Origin of the sequence: Chryseobacterium camelliae (assembly GCF_002770595.1) — a bacterium.
GTDB classification, from domain to species: Bacteria; Bacteroidota; Bacteroidia; order Flavobacteriales; family Weeksellaceae; genus Chryseobacterium; species Chryseobacterium camelliae.
In genome coordinates this window covers 498,717-515,634 of sequence record NZ_CP022986.1, presented here as the reverse complement: position 1 = coordinate 515,634, position 16,918 = coordinate 498,717, and the positions used below count along the sequence as shown (strand labels likewise).

General features: G+C 42.5%; 14 protein-coding genes. 8 read left to right on the top strand and 6 right to left on the bottom strand.

Annotation, left to right across the window (positions count from 1 at the left end; all coding sequences use genetic code 11):
• Positions 1-74 precede the first annotated feature (74 nt).
• The 3 genes from CGB83_RS02330 to CGB83_RS02320 form a co-directional block, all read right to left on the bottom strand.
• The gene (locus CGB83_RS02330; protein ID WP_228420192.1) at positions 75-497 is read right to left on the bottom strand and encodes a glucosaminidase domain-containing protein; all 423 of its coding nucleotides are present in this window, start codon (positions 495-497) and stop codon (positions 75-77) included.
• 263 nt (positions 498-760) lie between these two features.
• Positions 761-2,020 (bottom strand): aminotransferase class I/II-fold pyridoxal phosphate-dependent enzyme, encoded by a 1,260-nt coding sequence (locus CGB83_RS02325; protein ID WP_172954730.1) that lies wholly within the window; start codon positions 2,018-2,020, stop codon positions 761-763.
• Positions 2,021-2,094: 74 nt separating this feature from the next.
• Entirely contained in the window at positions 2,095-3,132 is a 1,038-nt protein-coding gene (locus tag CGB83_RS02320; protein WP_100074330.1) for a PLP-dependent cysteine synthase family protein, read from the bottom strand.
• A 220-nt stretch (positions 3,133-3,352) separates the two neighbouring features.
• Here CGB83_RS02320 and CGB83_RS02315 point away from each other — a divergent pair, with 220 nt between their 5' ends.
• The 3 genes from CGB83_RS02315 to CGB83_RS02305 all read left to right on the top strand — a co-directional run bounded on the left by CGB83_RS02315 (position 3,353) and on the right by CGB83_RS02305 (position 8,971).
• On the top strand, positions 3,353-6,835 hold the full coding sequence (locus CGB83_RS02315; protein ID WP_100074329.1) for a protein O-mannosyl-transferase family: 3,483 nt from the start codon (positions 3,353-3,355) through the stop codon (positions 6,833-6,835).
• A gap of 82 nt (positions 6,836-6,917) precedes the next feature.
• Positions 6,918-8,411, top strand: coding sequence for a hypothetical protein (locus tag CGB83_RS02310; RefSeq protein ID WP_228420061.1), 1,494 nt, complete (start codon positions 6,918-6,920; stop codon positions 8,409-8,411).
• Between the two features lie 29 nt (positions 8,412-8,440).
• The gene (locus CGB83_RS02305; protein ID WP_100074328.1) at positions 8,441-8,971 is read left to right on the top strand and encodes a DUF1697 domain-containing protein; all 531 of its coding nucleotides are present in this window, start codon (positions 8,441-8,443) and stop codon (positions 8,969-8,971) included.
• Between the two features lie 48 nt (positions 8,972-9,019).
• Here CGB83_RS02305 and budA read toward each other — a convergent pair whose 3' ends face one another.
• From budA to CGB83_RS02290, 3 genes are all read right to left on the bottom strand, one after another.
• Positions 9,020-9,760 carry an acetolactate decarboxylase gene (budA, locus tag CGB83_RS02300; protein ID WP_100077461.1) on the bottom strand — a complete coding sequence of 247 codons (741 nt, stop codon included), beginning with the start codon at positions 9,758-9,760 and terminating at the stop codon, positions 9,020-9,022.
• 94 nt (positions 9,761-9,854) lie between these two features.
• Positions 9,855-10,643 carry an SDR family NAD(P)-dependent oxidoreductase gene (locus tag CGB83_RS02295; protein WP_100074327.1) on the bottom strand — a complete coding sequence of 263 codons (789 nt, stop codon included), beginning with the start codon at positions 10,641-10,643 and terminating at the stop codon, positions 9,855-9,857.
• 71 nt (positions 10,644-10,714) lie between these two features.
• Positions 10,715-11,620, bottom strand: a complete 906-nt coding sequence (locus tag CGB83_RS02290; RefSeq protein ID WP_100074326.1) for a helix-turn-helix domain-containing protein — start codon at positions 11,618-11,620, stop codon at positions 10,715-10,717.
• Between the two features lie 139 nt (positions 11,621-11,759).
• Here CGB83_RS02290 and kdsA point away from each other — a divergent pair, with 139 nt between their 5' ends.
• The 5 genes from kdsA to CGB83_RS02265 all read left to right on the top strand — a co-directional run bounded on the left by kdsA (position 11,760) and on the right by CGB83_RS02265 (position 16,915).
• On the top strand, positions 11,760-12,569 hold the full coding sequence (gene kdsA / locus CGB83_RS02285; RefSeq protein ID WP_100074325.1) for a 3-deoxy-8-phosphooctulonate synthase: 810 nt from the start codon (positions 11,760-11,762) through the stop codon (positions 12,567-12,569).
• Positions 12,570-12,613: 44 nt separating this feature from the next.
• The gene (locus tag CGB83_RS02280) at positions 12,614-14,818 is read left to right on the top strand and encodes a TonB-dependent receptor plug domain-containing protein (protein ID WP_100074324.1); all 2,205 of its coding nucleotides are present in this window, start codon (positions 12,614-12,616) and stop codon (positions 14,816-14,818) included.
• 51 nt (positions 14,819-14,869) lie between these two features.
• Positions 14,870-15,343: a DUF3347 domain-containing protein gene (locus CGB83_RS02275; protein ID WP_100074323.1), complete on the top strand. Its 474-nt coding sequence runs from the start codon at positions 14,870-14,872 to the stop codon at positions 15,341-15,343.
• Between the two features lie 245 nt (positions 15,344-15,588).
• The gene (locus tag CGB83_RS02270; protein ID WP_100074322.1) at positions 15,589-16,194 is read left to right on the top strand and encodes a SatD family protein; all 606 of its coding nucleotides are present in this window, start codon (positions 15,589-15,591) and stop codon (positions 16,192-16,194) included.
• Between the two features lies 1 nt (position 16,195).
• On the top strand, positions 16,196-16,915 hold the full coding sequence (locus tag CGB83_RS02265) for a DUF3307 domain-containing protein (protein ID WP_100074321.1): 720 nt from the start codon (positions 16,196-16,198) through the stop codon (positions 16,913-16,915).
• The last annotated feature ends 3 nt before the right edge of the window (positions 16,916-16,918 follow it).

The following is a 16,918-nucleotide window of genomic DNA, read 5'->3' as shown; positions in this document are numbered from 1 at the left end:
TTTAATCCCTACAATAGCAATCCAAAAAAATAAGCCCCGGTGATGGGGCTTATTGATAGTCTGTATTCATTGATTTACTGATCTGCGAGCTTGTATTTTGAAATAATCAGGTTAATTCTTCGCATCCATTCCGCGGGGCGTGTGGAATATCCTGCTGAAGCAATGGCTTTGATCCATTTTGAGAAGTCTAAGCTGCCTTTCAGGGCTGAATAATAATCTTTTTTAATGATGAGTTGGCAAAAAGCTTCGTAAGATTCTCTGACTGAGGAAAAGCTTCTGTATTTGGAATGAGAGTTGTTTTTTCCAACGATGCCGAAGTGGTTGTTGTATACGGTAGAACTTTTACTGGTACCGCCACCGGTTTCAACGAATGCTACAGAAAGAATGACGGCTGCCGGGATTCCGTATTTTGCAGAAAGTTCAGAAGCGATGGCTCTGTTCTTTTCTAAGTATTTATGGGTCTGCGCCTGGCTCACTGTAGAAGTTAAACTTAACACTAAACTCAAAATTACAATTCTTAAGTACTTTAAGGGTTGTTTCATAATTGTAGGTTCTGAAATTATGCCAGCAAATGTACCCTTACTAATGTTAAGAGCCTAATTTTTAACAGAATATAACATGATTACGATCATATCCGGCGATATTGAGTTAAAAAAAGTTAAAATTTTGGAATTGCTAATTATTTAAAATTTAAACCTTAAAGAAATAAAAAACCGCTGAAAAACTTCAGCGGCAGTATATTTTTAATGGATAATGCAATCTACATCTGTTTATATTCGATATCCATCTGTTTTTCCATTTCCCTGTAGTGACCGGACGTTAATTTTTCCCTGATTCCGTCAAATGCCTCTAATGTCTCGTTGATTTCGGAGTCAGTATGGGAAGCGGTTGGGATTAATCTCAACAGGATCATGCCTTTAGGAATTACCGGATAAACGACTACAGAAGTGAAAATACCATAATTCTCACGTAAGTCTTTAGCCAGAAGGGTAGCCTCAATGGTGGTTCCCTGAATGAAAACAGGCGTTACGCAGGTATTCGTATTTCCTAGGTTGTATCCTCTCTCTTTAAGTCCGTTCTGAAGTTTACGGACATTTTCCCATAATTTATTTTTGATTTCAGGACGGGTCCTTAACAGTTCGAGTCTTTTCAGTCCGCCGATAACCATTGGCATGGTAAGGGATTTGGCAAAAATCTGGGAGCGAAGGTTGTATCTCAGGTATCGGATGATATTTTCATTCCCGGAGATAAATGCTCCGAAACCGGCCATAGATTTGGCAAATGTAGAAAAATAGACATCGATCTGGTCCTGGCAGCCTTGTTCTTCACCTGCTCCTGCACCGGTTTTACCCAAAGTCCCGAATCCGTGTGCGTCATCTACCAATAACCTGAAGTTGAATTTTGACTTGAGATCACATATCTCTTTCAGTTTCCCCTGCATTCCGCGCATTCCGAAAACGCCTTCCGTAATGACCAGGATTCCGCCTCCGTTTTCTTCCGCTACCTTAGTAGCACGCTCCAGGTTCTTTTCTAGACTGGCAATATCATTATGTTTGAAAGTAAAACTTTTTCCCATGTGCAGGCGTACACCATCCACGATACACGCATGTGAATCTGCATCGTATACAATAACGTCGTGTCTCGTCACCAGAGCATCAATAGTGGAAACCATTCCCTGATACCCGAAGTTAAGCAGATAAGCCGCTTCCTTCTGGGTGAACTCTGCCAGTTCTTTTTCCAGCTGCTGGTGCTGTTCTGTTTCTCCGGACATGGCTCTGGCTCCCATCGGATAGAACATTCCGTACTCTGCCGCAGCTTTGGCGTCAGCTTCCAGAACTTCCGGATGGTTGCAGAGTCCCAGATAATCATTGGCACTCCAGAAGATAACATCTTTACCCTGAAATTTCATTCTCGGACCGATAGGACCTTCCAGCTTGGGAAAAACAAAATATCCTTCAGCGTAATCGGCAAATTGTCCTAAAGGACCAGGATTTTGTTTTATTCTTTCAAAAATATCCAACATTTCAATAATATTTTTTTAATTAAAAAAGCCTTTTATAATCAAAAGGCCTGATTTGTATCGTGGTTGTTTTATTACTTAATGAATTCTGTCTTGAAAACTTCATCATAGTTGTGAACACAGTTGTTGATGAATCCTTGTTCAGCCATCCATTTGTCACTGTATACTTTAGTGATATACCTTGAGCCGTGGTCAGGATAGATCAGTACCACAAGGTCATTTTCAGCAAACTGGTGAGATTGTGCATACTGGATGAGGGCCTGTGTAACCGCTCCGGTAGTATATCCGCCCATTATGGCCTCTTTTAAGGCAATCTCCCTTGTTCTGTAGGCAGACATTTCATCATTTACCCGTACGAACTCATCTACTTTATCAAAGAGAAGGGCAGAAGGGATCAGGTTTTTTCCCATACCTTCAATCTGGTACGGATGTACATCTTCTTTATGGATTTCTCCGGTTTCGTGATAGCTTTTAAGAATAGAACCGTCGGCATCTACTCCGATGATTTTGATATCCGGATTCTTTTCCTTTAAAAATTTAGCGGACCCCGATAGGGTTCCTCCGGTTCCTGTACATGCAAAAAGATGGGTGATTTTTCCCTGGGTCTGTTCCCATATTTCCGGTCCGGTGGTCTGGTAGTGTGCATCAATATTCAGTTCATTGAAGTATTGGTTAATATAAACTGAATTCGGTGTTTCTGCGGCTATCCTTTTAGCTACTTCATAGTAGGAACGCGGATCATTAGCCGGAACATTGGCCGGGCATACATAAACGGTAGCGCCCAGAGCCTTCAGATAGGCAATCTTTTCAGGCTTGGTTTTATCGCTTACTGCGAGGATGCATTTATATCCTTTGATGATGCATACCATGGCAAGAGAGAACCCTGTATTTCCGGAAGTGGTTTCTACAACTACAGAACCTTCTTTCAATAAACCTTTTCTCTCGGCGTTGTCTATAATATGAAGCGCAATTCTATCTTTAGTGGAATGTCCAGGATTATATGACTCTAACTTGGCATAAACGGTTGCAGGAATATCTTTAGTAACAGTATTTAGCTTCACCATAGGAGTATTTCCTACCAGGCCAAGGATATTATCGTAAACATTGCTCATTAGTGTGTTATTTTCAATAAAAATCTGACGGCAAAAATACAAAAAAATAAATAATTTCTAAACTTTTGTTTGATTTCTCAGCGTGCAGGAGATAAAATTTATTTTTACAGCTGTCATCAAAGATGAGAGTTTTCAAAAAGCGAGCCAAATTTTTAAATTTTGTTAAAAAGAATATAAAATCATATAAAAGCGTTATTTTCGCGTAATTGATATTACTACTATGAAAAACTGGACCTTTAGGCAATGGAATACCGTCTCGGGATGGATCATTTTCTTTATTGCATTTTTCACCTATCTCTCAACCATAGAACCCAATTTCAGCTTCTGGGATTGCGGCGAGTATATTTCCTCTGCCGTAAAACTTGAAGTTACCCACGCTCCCGGAGCGGCTTTGTTTCAGATTGTAGGTGCGGTTGCAGCCATGTTTGCATTCGGGAATGGCGAAAATTATTCGATCGTCATCAATGCCATGTCTGCCCTGTTCAGTGGGCTTACTATCCTGTTCCTGTTCTGGACCATTACGCATTTCCTCAGAAGGTTGCTGAATAAGGATTTTGAAGAAGTAACCAGGCATCAGGAAATATCTATTTTATTTGCAGGAGCCATTGGGGCTTTATGCTTTACCTTTTCAGATACCTTTTGGTTTTCTGCCGTGGAAGGGGAAGTATACTCCATGGCTTCCATGTTTATTGCCTTGCTGGTCTGGCTCATTACCAAATGGGAAAATGAATATAAAGAGCCGGGAAATGAAAGATGGATCATCCTGATTTTCTTCATCCTGGGTCTGTCCGTAGGCGTACACATGATGTGTATGCTCGCGCTGCCTGCTGTATGCCTGGTTTATTACGCCAGGAATTATACATTCACGTGGAAAAACTTCATCTGGGCGAACGTTATCACCCTGGTGATCCTTGCCCTTGTATTTAAAATTATCTTCCCGCTGATCATGACCATGTTCGGGAAGCTGGAAATATTCTTTGTCAACGGACTGGGGCTGCCGTTCCATTCAGGTACCATCGCCGCGTTTATCATAACTGTGGTGCTTTGCTATTTATTACTTAAGTATGCAAGGAAGATTCAGAAGAAGATCTATCAGACTGCAGCACTATCGATTGTATTCATGCTGATCGGTTTTTCGTGCTGGATGGTTATCCCGATCCGTGCAAATGCCAATCCGCCAATGAACCTGAATGACCCGGATACGGCGATCGGTATGCTGGATTATTACAACAGGGTGCAGTACGGTGACTGGCCAACGTTCTACGGGCAGAACTATACCGCTTTCCTTGATGCCAACGGAATTGAAAAGAATGAAGACGGAAGTTTCAAAACGACCAAGACCGGGGAAATTTATGAAAAGGACGAAAAGACCGGTACCTACAGAAAAACCGGAGACCGTTTTAACTATGTATTCAGCAAATCACAGGTCAGCCTGATGCCGAGAATGTTCAGCGAAGACAAAGATGTGATGGCCAATTATATTTCGATGTATGGTGCTCCTGATTTTACCTTCAATTATGACAATGAAGATGTGGCCAACAGCCCTGAAGCCAAGCAAATTTTTGAAGAGCTGAGAAAGAAATATGAGGACAGGTCGATCACCGCTTCAGATTATCTCAAAGTGAAGCCTTACAACCTGATCAACGTTCAGAAGCCTTCATTTGCACAGAATATGGATTATTTCATCAGCTTCCAGAACAGCTATTACTTTATCCGTTACCTGATGTGGAACTTCGTAGGCCGTCAGAATGATCTTGAAGGAAATATGGAGAATACCAAAGGCAATTGGATTTCAGGGTTCTCTTTCATTGATAATGCGTTATGGGGAAACCAGGATAAGATGCCGGCAAAATTCAAGAATGAAAGCACGGTGAAATTCTTCTTCCTGCCATTGATCTTAGGACTGATCGGCTTCTTCTTCCAGTTGAATAAAGATTTCGGAAGGTTCTATGCTTTATTGTCGCTGTTCATCCTGACCAGTGTCGGGATCGTATTCTACACCGGTGTAAAGCCTTTTGAACCGAGAGAAAGAGATTATGCAATGGTCGGTTCCTTCTATGCTTTTGCCCTCTGGATCGGACTGGGAGCAGGTGCTATTTTATGGTTCCTTCAATCTAAGGTTAAATCCAATGCGGCCAATATTGCGGCAGGGGTTGTATTGCTTGGAGTCCCTTTTATGATGGGCTTCCAGAACTATAATGTTCACGACAGGAGCAACCGGTATACCGCATACGATTATGCCTATTCAGTACTGAAATCATTACCGAAAGAAGATATCCTGTTCGTATACGGAGATAATGATACCTATCCGGTTTGGGCCATTCAGGAAACACAAAGGTTCAGGGATGATGTAAAAGTAGTTAACTTCACCCTGGCATCCACACCGTGGAATATCGACCAGATCAAAAGAAAGACATATAATGCAGAGCCTATTCCGAGCCAGCTGACCCATGATGATTACAGGGACGGAGTGAACGACCAGATCTACATGATGAAGAAAGAAGACTGGCAGGGACTATTCTCTATGGCGAAAGAGCAGGGCGCAGAATCCACTTTTGCAGAATTCAGGAAATACCTGGTTCAGGATTCCATGACCCTGAAAGATGCCATGAGGTTCATCAAATATAAATCTCCGGCCAAAGATGAGCTGCTGAAGCTGTACTTTGGAGAGGAAAAATATGAAAAATACAATATCCTGCCGGTGCACAAATTCATCCTCCCGGTGAATAAGGACAATGCTGTAAGAGCAGGAATCATCAATGCTTCTGACCTTGGCAGTACCGTTAACCAGATCATGGTTACCTATAAAGCAAATACCCTCTATAAGAATAACCTGATTATGATGGACATCCTGGCGAATTTCGACTGGAAAAGGCCGATCAACTTTTCTTCAGGAGGAATTTACGACAGCGAAAATGTGTTTTACCTGGACGAATACCTTCAGTTTGACGGATTCAGCTACCGACTGGTACCGATCCATACGCCGCCGACGGCTGACGGTAATATGGGAAGGGTAGATGCCAATTCATTATATAATGTAGTGAAAAACTTCCGATGGGGGAACTTTAAGGATCTGAATGCCCATTTCGATGAAACGGCAACATCCAATATTATCAGTTACAGAGGTTCGGCGAGCAGAGCGGCAGCTGCACTGGCAACGATGGGAGAGAAAGGGAAGGCCATCGAACTTCTTGATCTTGCTGCAAGAGAAATTCCTGCTGAAAAATACAATGACCCGCGTTCTTTAAGTTCTATGGTATACGGATACATCGTTGCCGGACAGGAGCAGAAAGGACTTCAGCTGGCAGAAATCCTTAAGAAAGGGATTTTCAGCGAATATGATTATTACCTGAGCCTTAATAAAACCGATCAGATTTATGTCAGGAGGCAGATGAGGGCAAAACCGATGGAGTATTCGCTTGTTGTTTCAGCAGTGACCGATGCTTATGAAAAGCTCGGACAGAAAGACAAAGCCTATGCTTACCTGGTGAAATCAATTGAACCGATTGACAAGAAATTCAATGTCTTCATCAAGGATCTCCAGCAGATGGGCAAGGAGAAAGCTATGTCGGAGTCTGAGAACGTACAGAAGATCACGCCTTTCTACCAGTATCTGTTTGACATAATGGAACCTTTTGATTCCACCTATTCTAAAGAGAAAGAATCGCAAATTACCAACGCCATCATCAAGGCGACTCAGTAAAAACTTTAAAACGGAACTTCGGTTCCGTTTTTTTGTTATGGGATTCAAAAATTTTAGGATTATATTTGTGCAACATAAATACATGATGACAGGAATTAACCATCCCAAACTTCCTTTTTTTGCTGTACTTTTTACAGTGCTGTTCAAGTTGATTTTTCTTCTTACTCACTATATTCAGGAAGATGCTTTTATTACCTGGAGGGTAGCCCAGAACCTGATGGATTACGGAGTGATCGGTTTTAATGGGGCTACGAAAATATCGGCTTCCACTACCCATCTGTATGTATTTGTTTCGTATCTGTTCAATCTGGTATTTGGAAAAGAACATTTCATAGAACCATTGCTGATTGTTAACTCCGTCCTCTTCACGGTAGGAACCTTATTTTTATCCCATCTCATCCTTAAAAATCCATTTCATAAAGCTTTATTTATTTTCCTGATCGGAATCCTGCCGCCTTCCATTAAAATTTCAATCCTCGGAATGGAATACGGACTGCTGTTCTTCCTGGAAATGGCCTTGCTATACTACGGATTTCAGAAAGGTAAAAAATGGGCCCTGATTGTATTTCCGGTATTGATCATCATGACCCGTATTGATACGCTCATATTTTTAGGCGTGGTGTTCATCGTGGACATTTTCTATTCTAAGAAAGTAAGGTGGAACTATATCCTGGGAGGAGTTATCGGACTGGCTTCTGTAATGGCTTTCAACTGGTTTTATTTCGGTGAACTTGTTAACAATACCATTATCGCCAAAAAACTGATGTACGGAAGCGATTACACGTTGGCTCAGAACATCGATTATTTCCTTATGAATTACGGGAATTTCTGGGGTATGCTGAAATTACCGGGCAATTTCAATCCTTTTACCATACTGGTCCTGATTTTTGAGCTGCTGTGTTTCATCTACCTGATCCGGCAGCCGAAGAAAAGGAACTATTTTTTGTGGATGATCTTTTTATTCGGATGGGCCAAGCAGCTGATCTTCATTTCTCAGAAAAGCCTTTTCGACTGGTACTACTGGGTGCCGCAGATCCTGCTTTTTGTTCCGGCAGTCATTTTTATCTTGGAACAGAAAACACGGAAATACCTCTGGCTGGGACTGTTTATCCTGTTTTACATCCTGCCGATGCTGGCCTTCCAGACCATACATTCTATTGCCACAGGCAATGGAGAATGGAATTACCGCAGGACCATCGGATTATTTCTTAATCGCTATGAAAAAGATAAGAACCAATGGATTCTGCTGGAACCTGCCGGTTATGTACCGTACTTTTCAGGCCTGAAAGCCATTGATGAAGTGGGGCTGGTAGACAAGGGGATACAGAACGAGATCAGAAAGGACAAAAAAAATTACTGGATCAATACCGTAAAGAAAAGAAAACCCAAATACCTGCTTTCGTATGATAATCTGTTTGAACGAAAGGATGCTGCCTATTATAGAATGCATTACAGGCTTTTGAAAGAGTTCAGGGTGAAGGACCACCTGAAAAGCAGCAATCCGTTGCTGGAAAAGATTTATATTCTGAAGCCTTCAGGCACAGATTACAATCTGTATGTAAAAACCAGGGATTAAATAAAATAACCATACCATTAAAATAAATCATGAAATACTGTGCATTTCTCCGCGGCGTCAATGTAAAAGGAACCAATACGAAGATGGCAGAGGTCTGTCAGGTATTTGCCGGTGCCGGAATGGAAGACGTCAACTCCGTACTGGCCTCCGGAAACATTATCTTCAGTTCTGATCAAAACGCTGAAGAATTAAGGCCGGTTCTTGAAAAAGCAATGTCAGAAAATTTTTCTTACGATGCTTTCCTCTTTATCAAATCTCAGGAAGAAACAGAGAACCTAAGGAACGGAAATCCTTTTGAAAAAAATGATGACCTCCATGTCTATGTTTTTGTTGGTGATCAGGGCATAGAGCAAATACTGATGCAGGAGTTCAACGATGCGTCCAAAGCAGAACATGAAAAGGCTGCCGTGGTCAATCATGCATTGTACTGGCAGGTCCCTAAAGGCAATATATTAGACTCTTCCTTCGGAAAAATTTTAGGAAGGAAAAATCTTAAGGAACGGTTCACGAGCCGTAACATCAATACGTTTGAGAAAATCCTTAAAAAGATGGGACAATAGAAACAGGCTGCCCTTTAAGACAGCCTGTTTTTAAAAATAACGGGGAAATCAATCCCTTTGTTCTATCTGTTCAAGATCTTCATGTCCCTGTGTCTTGAATCTGAAATTCTGGAAATTATCGTCCTTTGAGGTTTCCAGTTCAAAGCTTTTCATTTCTGCGATCTCTATGTTCAGGTGTTCCCCGGTAAAAGCTAACACGTGTCCGCCATGCGTTCTGTCTTCGGAAAGATAGTGGAAGTGGAAACCTTTTACATTGATCCCGTTTAAATACTCCGGAATATAATATCCTACCAGAATACCTTTTTCATCAGAAAAATCAAAAACATTCTGTGTATTGGCGACAGAACTCAAAGGTGGAAACGGTTCCTTTTCCATCGGAGGGAATGCTCTGGTTTCCATACGGCTGAATTTTCCGGATACTTTGATCGCATAGATATTGTTTTTATGCTTAAGCTCATCTGTAATCCTCTGCTGCAATGATTTTTCATCCGTTCTGCTGTTGACGGAGAAAAATATTTCCGGCTTGAAAAAGGTGATAAAGAATAGAGAGGTTTTCAGATGGCCGTCCGGTTCTGCCGTCTTTCCTGTAGCTTTGGTCTGGTAAAACCTGCCATCGAACATGGTCAGCTCTCCATCTACCAGATCGGGAGCTCCTAATCCGAAATCACCTTTCCGTTTCAAATCTTCCAGGGGAAGCGTACCTCTGTAGATCCCGCCTACAAATGCATCTGCTATCCCATACTGGTATAGCCTGTTGTATACTATGGTGTTTGGTTGATGATCAGACATGTTATGTTGGGTATTAATGGTGAGCTGTGCGTGAATAGGGATTATACAGATCAACAATCCCAAAATGCATCCTGTTTTCATGCGTACTTTTCAATTACCTTTGCCCTGCAATAGCGAGTCCTCCGTCTATCAGGATGTTTTCGCCTGTAACAAAAGATGCGGCCGGGCTGCTGAGCCATAACACCAGTTCCGCTACTTCATCCGGTGTTGCAAAACGCCCAATCGGTGCATGTTTCTTAAAAGGTTCAATAGCTTGTTCTTTTTCAGCAGCATTTTCCGGAAAGAAACGGTCAAACATCGGTGTCCGGATATAGCCCGGACGGATATTGTTGATCCGGATGCCATCCCCGGCAGTTTCTACAGCCAATGCCCTTGTTAATCCGTCTAATGCAGCTTTGCTTGCAGAATAAACCCCTGATCCTGAATTTGCTCCCTTGGCCAGCCATGAAGAAGTATTCACGATGGATCCTCCGGTTCCCTGCTTTTTAAACTGTTCTATTTCATATTTGCAGGCAAGCCATACGCCCTTGGTATTGATTCCCATCACCCGGTCATATTCTTCCTCAGGAGTTTGACCGATCGTAGAAAAACTTCCTTCAATCCCGGCATTGTTGAATGCGATATCCAGTTTTCCGAATTGTTTTACGGTCTCATTGATAAGGTATTGAATTTCCCGGCTTTCTGATACGTCGGTACTGATAAAGCGTACTTCAGCACTGATTTGCTGTAAAACTTCCAGTGCTTTTTCTCCCTGTTCCTGTCTTCTGGCCGCAACAACGACCTGTGCTCCGTGCTTAAGGAATAAACTCGCCGCAGCAAAGCCGATCCCTGTAGTTCCACCCGTAATAAGGGCTGTTTTTCCTTTTAAAGTTTCCTGTAACATAATCCTGTGATTTTATAAGAACAAAGTTCAGGATCTGAAGGATAAAAGGAATATTTGAAACAAACAGGAAATTATGAAATTGAAACAATCTTACTCCTGAACTGGTTGGGCGACTCGCCGGTCTGCCTTTTAAAGAACACAATAAAGTTGGAAGAATAGTCAAACCCCAGGCAATAAGCTATTTCACTGACATTCCAGTGACTGAACTGTAGTAACGACTTAGCCTCCCTGACCAAGCGTTCCGAAATCAGACGGGTAGTTGTTTTTCCTGTGGTTTCCTTTAAGGCCCTGTTTAAATGATTGGTATGGATATTCAGCTGTGCCGCAAATTCATTGGCATTTTTGAGGGCTATGGTCTGGTGTGGCGCATCGATGGAAAACTGCCGGTCCAGCAGCTCCAGGAATAATGAGCTGATACGCTCCGAGGCATTAGCATGAGGGTATTCCCGGTCTGAAGGCTGCATTTTGATCGCCTCGTGCATAATAATCTGTACATAATTGCGGACAAGCTCATATTTATGAGAATATCCTGACTCTACTTCATGCATCATATGTTCAAAAGTAGCCTGTACAATTTTCAGGGAGGTTTCATCAGGAAAAAAGACATGGTTTCCGCCTGCTTTAAACAGAGTAGACTGGGAAAGGCTTTCATTTTTTAACGATCCATTGACGAAATCATCCGTGAAAATACAGAAGTAGCCCGTTTGTCTTTCAGATCCCGGTTCCCAGGAATAGGGTATGAGCGGATTCATGAAAGTAAGCGCAGGCTGTTCAACCTTAACCGACTGATCTGCATAATGGATGACGCCTGTTCCTTCAGCAATCAATGAGATTTTATAAAAGTCCCTCCGGTACACCGGATCAAGCTGCCGGCTGCAGGTAAAGTCTTCCCTCCGATACACATTAAACTGCCCGGACTTTGCATGTTCCTGCCCGTGCAAAGCATAAAATTCCGATAATGTTTCTTTGGGTTTCATACCATAAAGATACACAATTCCGGGAAATTGCTGACCTGTAAATATTGAGTATGAGCATGATATCACCACCCCCAGGAAATTAATTTCCTAGTGTATAATTTTTCCAGTAATTTTACTGAACTTTTTAATTACAATAAAAATGATCCAGTATTTAGATAACATCCGTCACAAAGATTCCAAAAACTTTTTCCTGATCGCCGGCCCATGCATTATAGAAGGCGAGGATATGGCATTGAGGATTGCCGAAAAAGTAATTCAGATCACCGATAAGTATCAAATTCCTTATATATTCAAGGGAAGCTTTAAAAAAGCCAACCGCAGCCGTGTGGATTCTTTTACATCCATAGGAGAAGAGAAATCGCTTGAGATTCTGAAAAAAGTGGGCGAGACTTTTAATATTCCTACGACAACCGATATCCATGAGAATGAGCATGCGGCTCTGGCAGCGCAATATGTAGATGTGTTGCAGATCCCGGCATTTCTGGTACGTCAGACAGACCTTCTGGTAGCGGCTGCCAAAACCGGAAAATGCGTAACCCTTAAGAAAGGACAGTTCCTGTCTCCGGAATCCATGAAATTTGCCGTACAGAAAGTAACGGATTCCGATAATCATAAAGTAGCGATCATCGAACGGGGAAATTCATTCGGCTATACCGACCTTATCGTGGATTACCGCGGAATTCCTACCATGAGGGAATACGCTCCCGTGATCCTGGATGTCACCCATTCCTTACAGCAGCCTAACCAGAGCTCAGGCGTTACCGGAGGAAGGCCGGATCTCATTGAAACCGTAGCCAAAGCGGGAATTGCTGTAGGAGCAGACGGGATTTTCATTGAAACGCATCCTACACCGGAAACGGCCCTATCAGACGGAGCCAATATGTTAAGGCTGGATTTATTAGAAGATTTGTTACAAAAATTGACAAGAATTAGAGAATCGATTTTGTAATTGTTAAAAATTACTTAATTTTAGAAATTCTTAAAACATTTCTTTTGAAAAAACTAGTTTTACCGCTAAGCCTTATGGTTCCCGTACTGGTGTTCTCCCAGACTAAAAAAAGAGATACCGCAAAAGTAACCGATATTGAGGAGGTTGTTTTCCAGAAAAAAGTCACCGGACAGACCACGGATATAACGACGGTGAAAATTTCGGCGAAGGACGCTCAGAATGTGGCCAGTATTTCGGGAGGGATCGAAGGGATAATCAAGACCCTTCCTTCCGTTAACTCCAATACGGAACTTTCTTCCCAGTATATGGTGCGTGGTGGAAACTATGACGAAAACCTGATCTATATTAATGATATTGAGATTTACCGTCCTTTCCTGATCCGGAATTCACAGCAGGAGGGACTCAGTATTATCAACCCTGATATGGTGTCAACCGTTAACTTCTCTGCTGGAGGTTTTGAACCGAGATACGGTGATAAAATGTCTTCTGCACTGAATATTTATTACCGTGAGCCGGAAAAATTCGAAGTTTCCGGGGAGGGAAGTTTGATCGGCGGACGCCTGACGACCGGGTTCGCTTCGGAAAACAAAAAGCTTACCGCTATATTTTCCGGAAGGTACAGGAATACCAACCTGGTCCTCAATACATTGAATGAAGATACGGATTTCAATCCTAAGTATTATGACTTCCAGTCCTATATCAATTATCATCTCAGCCCGAAATTTACCATGTCATTCATCGGATATTATTCCAAGAATGATTATGAGATGATCCCAAAGGAAAGAAGTGTGGACTTCGGATCGCTTCAGAGGCCGATTAATGTCACGGTAAACTATGCCGGCCGCGAAGATGACAAGTATAAAAATATGATGGGGACCTTCTCCATGAATTATAAGCCTTCTGACAAATGGAGGTTTACGCTGGACAGCTTTGCGTACCAGAACCGTGAGCGTGAATATTATTCCATCGCCTCTGCCTATATCCTTCAGACCTTTGATCCTATTACCGGAAACCCTGTAACCTCGTACGATGCGGGTGGTCAGATTGAAAGTGCCAGGAACGACCTGTTCGTCAGGACGTACGGAACCCAGTTCCGAACCCGGTTTTCTCCTAATGTGAATACGGATATTGAGGTGGGATTCAAATATGAGAAGGAAAACCTGAAAGACCTTACGAATGAATGGAAGCTGGTAGATTCTGCCGGTTACAGCACTCCGATTCCGGTAGACGATCCGAGGCTTGGCAATATTTCCGACCTTAAACTGTTCTACAGTATTGCCGGAAACAACCATATCCAGCCGACGCGATTATCGGCCTATGCCCAGTATTCACAGAAGTTTTTCTGGGGTGCGAGCAAGGTTTTTGTGAATGCCGGAGCAAGGGTTGCTCACTGGAGCTTCAATAATGAAACCATCTTCTCCCCGAGAGCGCAGTTTGCCATCAAGCCGGACTGGGATACGGATATGCTGTTCAGGCTTTCCGGAGGAATCTATTACCAGGCTCCTTTTTACAAGGAAATCAAAGACCTGGAAGGAAACTTTAACAGCAATATCAAGTCCCAGCGTTCCATTCAGGTCATCATGGCCAATGACTACGAGTTTCAGATGTATGACCGGCCGTTTAAGCTGACTACTGAAGCCTACTATAAAAAAATGGACAACCTGATCCCGTATTATATGGACAACGTAAGGATCCGGTATACAGGGAAAAACAATGCCACCGGATATGCGTATGGTATTGATACCCGGCTATTCGGGGAATTCGTACCGGGAGTGGATTCCTGGCTTTCGGCCAGCTATGCCAGGGTGTTTGAGAATATCAACGGACAGGGCGATATCCCGAGGCCTACGGATCAGAGATTCAGATTTGCTATGTTTTACCAGGATTATATGCCGAAATTTCCGTCCATGCGGGTTAACCTGACGCTGGTATACGCTATGGGACTTCCGACCGGAGCACCTGTATTTACCAATCCGTATACGTACCAGAAAACCCTTCCGTCATACAAAAGGGTGGATATCGGGCTTTCCAAAGTATTCATTGATCCTAAAAGCAAAGACAAAGCATACGGCTTCTGGGGGAATTTTGAAGAACTTACACTAGGTGTTCAGGTATTCAATGCATTCAACATCAGGAATACCGTATCCAACCAATGGATTACCGATGCTACCACCAGCCTGATGTACCCTGTCCCGGTGCGGCTTACCGGAAGGTTTTTTAATGTAAAGCTTGAGTTCAGAATTAAATAAAATATCAATCAGCCTGCGTCTATAGGCGTTTGGCCTCATGAGTATCATACAATGAAAAAACAGATCATTACAGCAACTTTTACCATACTGGCAATGAGCTTTGCAGCAGCGCAGAAGAAAAAGGATGCGCAGGTTTCAAAGTTGTACCAGAATTATATTGCCATTAAAGCTGCACTGGCTTCCGATGATGCCGGTAAAGCAGCAAAATCAGCTTCTGAATTTGTTCAGACCGCTTCAACGGTGAAAAACAATACCATACCTGTAAAGAACCTGGCTACATTAAAAAATGAGGCTGCGGGCATTGCAAAAACGGGAAATATATCGTCACAAAGGGAAATATTCCACCATCTTTCAGACGATATGTACGCTTTATCAAGGCAGTTCAGCTTTTCCGAAAAGCCTGTATACCTGCAGTATTGCCCTATGGCAGAAGCAGGCTGGCTGAGCAACGAAGAAAAAATTGTGAATCCGTATTACGGAAGTTCCATGCTGACCTGCGGAACAGTGAAAAGTACGATTAAGTAGTCCTTACTTTTAAAAATACAAGTAATCCTGATCATTGCGGTTGTGCTAATCAGGATTTTTATTGATTTAATACCACAGTTCCCATTTAAACCCTCCATTGAAAGAGATTTGAAATCCTGAAGATAATTCATATTTTTCTGATCTATCTTGAATCATTGATAGAAGAAGTACGGGTGATTATGTTTTTCTATACGCCTTCTTGATAAAATATTTTATATATAAGTAAATATGCTTATATTTGCATCATGATAGCGGTCATTACCGGTGATATTATAAATTCGCAACAGGCAGAGACAGAAGTTTGGATTACCAGGCTGAAAGATCTTCTGCAACATTGGGGAAATGCACCGGACGCATGGGAGATCTACAGAGGAGATGAATTCCAGCTCAAATGCGGTATAGATGATGCGTTCTGGCGGTTTCTGGCCATCAAATCATTAATCAGAAGTCAGGAAAACCTGGATGTAAGGATTGCCATCGGCATCGGGGAAGAGAATTATTCAGCAGGAAAGATTACGGAATCCAACGGGACTGCCTATATCAATTCCGGCAGGCTGCTGGACGAGCTTAAAAAAGACGGCTGCACTGTGGCTATTAAAACCTCCAGCGATTCTGTTAACCGCGATCTGAATATCCTCCTGAAATGGTCATCCAAAGATTTTGACAGCTGGACGGTAGCTACTTCGGAAATCATCCATGAGATGATTATGAACAACAGCAGCACGCAGGAAGACCTAGCCAGGAAATTTGCTATTTCCCAGTCCTCGGTAAGCCAGAGGCTGAAAAGGGCACATTATGACCTGATCGTAGAAACCAACCAGTATTTCAAAAAGAAAATTGCAGAACTCTAACATGATTTTTACTCCACTCATATTGGCCCATTTACTCGGAGACTTTGTTCTGCAGCCGGATTCATGGGTACGGGACAAAGAAAATCATCAGTTAAAAAGCCGTTATCTCTATATTCATGTACTGCTGCATACCATTCTAAGCTTTATTTTTCTCTGGGATGCAGATCTTTGGTGGGTTGCGTTACTGAACGGCTTTTCCCATTTTATTATTGATGCCTGCAAACTGAGCTTTCAGACCATCAAAACCAGGAAGCGCTGGTTTTTCGCAGACCAGATATTGCATATCCTGGTTATTGCCGGATTCTCCTGGAACTTCGGCGAATTCAGCATCAACACCCTGATGAATAGAGAATTGCTGAAAATTATTGCTGCTGCTTTATTTTTAACGGCACCAGCATCTGTTTTCATCAAAATACTTCTGTCTTCCTGGACTCCGGTCCCGGATACGAAAGACCACCTGCAGACCGAATCTTTAAGCAATGCAGGAAAATACATCGGCTACCTGGAACGCCTCCTGGTTTTTACTTTTATTATGGTAAACCATTGGGAAGGCGTAGGTTTTATGGTGGCGGCGAAATCTGTATTCAGGTTCAGCGACCTGGCCCAGGCCAAACAGAGAAAACTTACGGAATACGTGCTTATCGGTACGCTCCTCAGCTTCGGGCTGGCCGTTTTAACGGGAATTGTAATAAAACAATCAATAAATCTAACGACAATCTAGAAA